The sequence below is a fragment of the Okeania sp. SIO3B5 genome (assembly GCF_010692555.1).
GTDB lineage: Bacteria > Cyanobacteriota > Cyanobacteriia > Cyanobacteriales > Microcoleaceae > Okeania.
Genome location: NZ_JAAHHG010000787.1, coordinates 1 through 3,051, shown reverse-complemented (window position 1 = coordinate 3,051; position 3,051 = coordinate 1). Strand labels below are relative to the sequence as shown.

Sequence of the window (3,051 nt, the reverse complement as noted above, 5' to 3'; positions counted from 1 at the left end):
AAGACCTGGATATTCAGGACTTTGCCAGTTTGAACGAACGGGTATTACTCTGGCTCAATAGCGGGCATTGCCCGGAAACAAAAGCAGATAATGCCCGCAAAAATCTGTTGAAATATCTCCAGTATCTCCGTAAGGCTAAACAACAGGAGGCGATCGCTCATTTTTCCTCCCTGGTTCAAGGCCCCAAATTTAGCGATGCTATGGGGTTTGTCGCTGAATCAATGGATTTGATTGATTTCTTATCGGAGTATTTGGAAAAGATTGAAGTTTGAGATAATCAGGACTGACGCAAAGAAACCCGGTTTCTAGGAGAAACCGGGTTTCTGGGTTCGCCTGCGTAAGTCCTAATAATATCCGAAGTCTTGTAATAATAAGCTTGACAGGTGCTGTGCCAAAATGCTAGAGTAAGACCTTACTGATTAATTTCCAAAACTGCTATGAAAACTGTGCTTCTCGTGGAAGAAGATGCGCTCGGTGTCCGGGTCTTTTCTAAAATACTGACCAAGCGAGGCCGTTTAAATGTCAAACGTACCGAAAACGTGGAAGAGGTAATGGAAATTGCCCAAGCTGGCGAGGCAGACCTTATTTTAATAAATATTTTGGGGAACTGCTCATATCAGGGCAAGGCTGTTGGTGTCATCACAATTACTCAGATGTTGAAAGCAAACCCCAAAACCGCTCATTTGCCCGTTATCATAGTTACCGCGGCTGCTATAAATAGGGAAAGTTTTCTGCAAGAGACTGGGGCAGATGATTGCATCTTTAAGCCCGTGATAGATCACCAGGAGTGTATTAATCAGATAAAAGCTCTGCTCCCTTCTGATTGATTTCTGATCGGAGTATTTGAAAAGATAACAGATTAAATACAGTGAATTTAGAAAAGTCAGAGCATTGACTTAATCAAAGAATAACGATTGTAGTGCAAAATTTATTTTTTCTCGATTCCTTATTCCCCAAATCCTTTCTTGTCTTAATCTCTCGTGAATAACTATGATTGCGGCTCTAACCACCCCCCTATCATTCGATGAATTTGTTGACTGGTATCCGGAAAACGCAACCGATAAATACAAACTACGTAATGGAGCGATCGTCAAAATACCTTTAGGAACTGGAGAACATTCTGCCATTATCGGTTTTTTAATCGGAAAACTGGGAATTCACATCAAGCGTTACGAATTACCTTTCGCAATTCCGGGCAATTGCTTGCTGAAACCGATCCATGATGAATCCGGTTACCAACCTGACATTATTGCCCTCAATAAAGCGCAACTGGCAGAGGAACCCCGTTGGCAGAAAGAATCGATTATTACCAAGGGAAATTCCGTGAGACTGGCGATAGAGGTTGTCAGTACAAACTGGCAAGATGATTATCTGAGGAAAGTCTGGGAATACGAAATGATGGGTATACCCGAATACTGGATTGTGGATTATCTGGGTTTAGGAGGTCGGCGGTTTGTCGGCAATCCCAAACAACCGACTCTCTCTGTTTACCAACTGGTGGATGGAGAGTATGAGGTAACGCTGTTTACGGGAAACGAGAGGATTGAATCTTTGGCTTTCCCGGAATTGCAACTGAGCGCCGCAGAGATTTTTGCAGCAAAAACTATATGAGACAGGTGTTGATAACTATAACTCAACTTGCTAGTTATGAATTCGATCCCCCCCAGCCCCCCTTATTAAGGGGGGAGAATCCGGAAGTCCCCCTTATCAAGGGGGGAGAATCCGGAAGTTCGCCTTATCAAGGGGGGAGAATCCGGAAGTCCCCCTTATTAAGGGGGATTTAGGGGGATCAAAACTCCTATATTTATAACTAGCAACTCAAATTAACCATATTAAATGCGATATGAGAATAAAACCGATCGCCCGTCACCGCATTGCTCGGATTGTGGAAAAGTGGCTGCTCGTTGAGCCACTGTTGCTAGCCACCTGGACGAGTCATGCTTTGGTCTCTGAGCCACGTATTAAAACCATTCGCGTTCAACGAGGCCGGATTGAGTACAATCCGGAGTTTATTGATGAGTTGAGCGATCGCCACCTGGAAGCTACCCTGCGCTTTGAAGCTCTACGGATTCTTCTGAAACACCCCTACAGTCGCCGCCAAGCCCACTCTGCTATTAGCTATGCTGCAAGCAATTTAACACTCCAGGAATATTTGCAAACCGAACTGCCGTTTCCTCGGGCGCGGGATATCTTTGGCGATCGCAGCTATGATCAACAATTCTTTGAGTTTTACTACCACAAGTTGCTCGAACAGTCTCCCACAAGTCTAAACTCTGGTTCGGAGGAGACAGCCTCTGGAGCGCCGGGAGAAGGAACAGGAGGAGCTGATGGCGCACCTGCATCTGGATTGTCTGGCTCTGCTGAATCTGAATCTGAACCCGGAACGGCAGGAGAAACCGAGCCGACTTCAGACTCCAACAATAGCCCCCCAGACCTCCTCTCAGTCTATACGAACCCAGACTTGAGTGGTGTTGAAAATACTAACCAGTGGGATCGAGATGAATTGTTGAGCGATCGCCTGGATGAGCTGGTAAAAATGGCGCAAGCTAATGACAGTTGGGGCAGCATTGGAGGCAAGTTGCGGGAACAGATTTTGGCGAATCTGCACCCCAAGCTCGACTATCGGGCGGTTTTGCGCAAGTTTCGCACCTCTATCCTCAGCCAACAGCGGCGGCTAACCCGGATGAAACCGAATCGTCGCTATGGGTTCGCTTATATGGGCAGTCGTCGTGACTTTACCACCCGATTGCTGTTTGCCATTGATGTGAGCGGCTCCATGGGGACAGAGGAGCTACGGCAGGGGTTTTCGGTGGTGAATCGCTTTTTTAATTATGGCGTGCAGGCGATCGATGTGATTCAATTTGATGCTGAGATTACAACCGATGTGGTCGGTTGGACTGGTTTGGGTGGCACATTGTTTTTGTGCATTCCTACACTATCGAGAAACCCTCTTGGTTTGGGCTGGACGGGTTTGGTTTGGGCACGGGGTGGCAAGAGGGTCCAAAAGAGAAGAGCTGCAATGGCAAAGAGGGAGACGCTTGTCAGGCCGAT

4 protein-coding genes are annotated in these 3,051 nt (G+C 46.6%); all 4 read left to right on the top strand.

What is annotated here, in order from left to right:
* Window positions 1-272, top strand: a 272-nt coding sequence (locus F6K54_RS42460; RefSeq protein WP_293090496.1) for a hypothetical protein, incomplete at its 5' end; no start/stop codon positions are given.
* A gap of 165 nt (window positions 273-437) precedes the next feature.
* Entirely contained in the window at window positions 438-827 is a 390-nt protein-coding gene (locus tag F6K54_RS42455) for a PleD family two-component system response regulator (RefSeq protein ID WP_293090495.1), read from the top strand.
* A 163-nt stretch (window positions 828-990) separates the two neighbouring features.
* A complete protein-coding gene (locus F6K54_RS42450; protein WP_293090494.1) occupies window positions 991-1,611 on the top strand; it encodes a Uma2 family endonuclease in 621 nt (206 codons plus the stop codon).
* 232 nt (window positions 1,612-1,843) lie between these two features.
* Window positions 1,844-3,051: hypothetical protein (locus F6K54_RS42445; RefSeq protein ID WP_293090493.1), on the top strand; the 1,208-nt coding region annotated here is incomplete at its 3' end.

Bases quoted from the DNA above. Each gene is read 5' to 3' on its own strand.
- F6K54_RS42455 (WP_293090495.1), top strand. From the start codon at position 438: ATGAAAACTGTGCTTCTCGTGGAAGAAGATGCGCTCGGTGTCCGGGTC.
- F6K54_RS42450 (WP_293090494.1), top strand. From the start codon at position 991: ATGATTGCGGCTCTAACCACCCCCCTATCATTCGATGAATTTGTTGAC.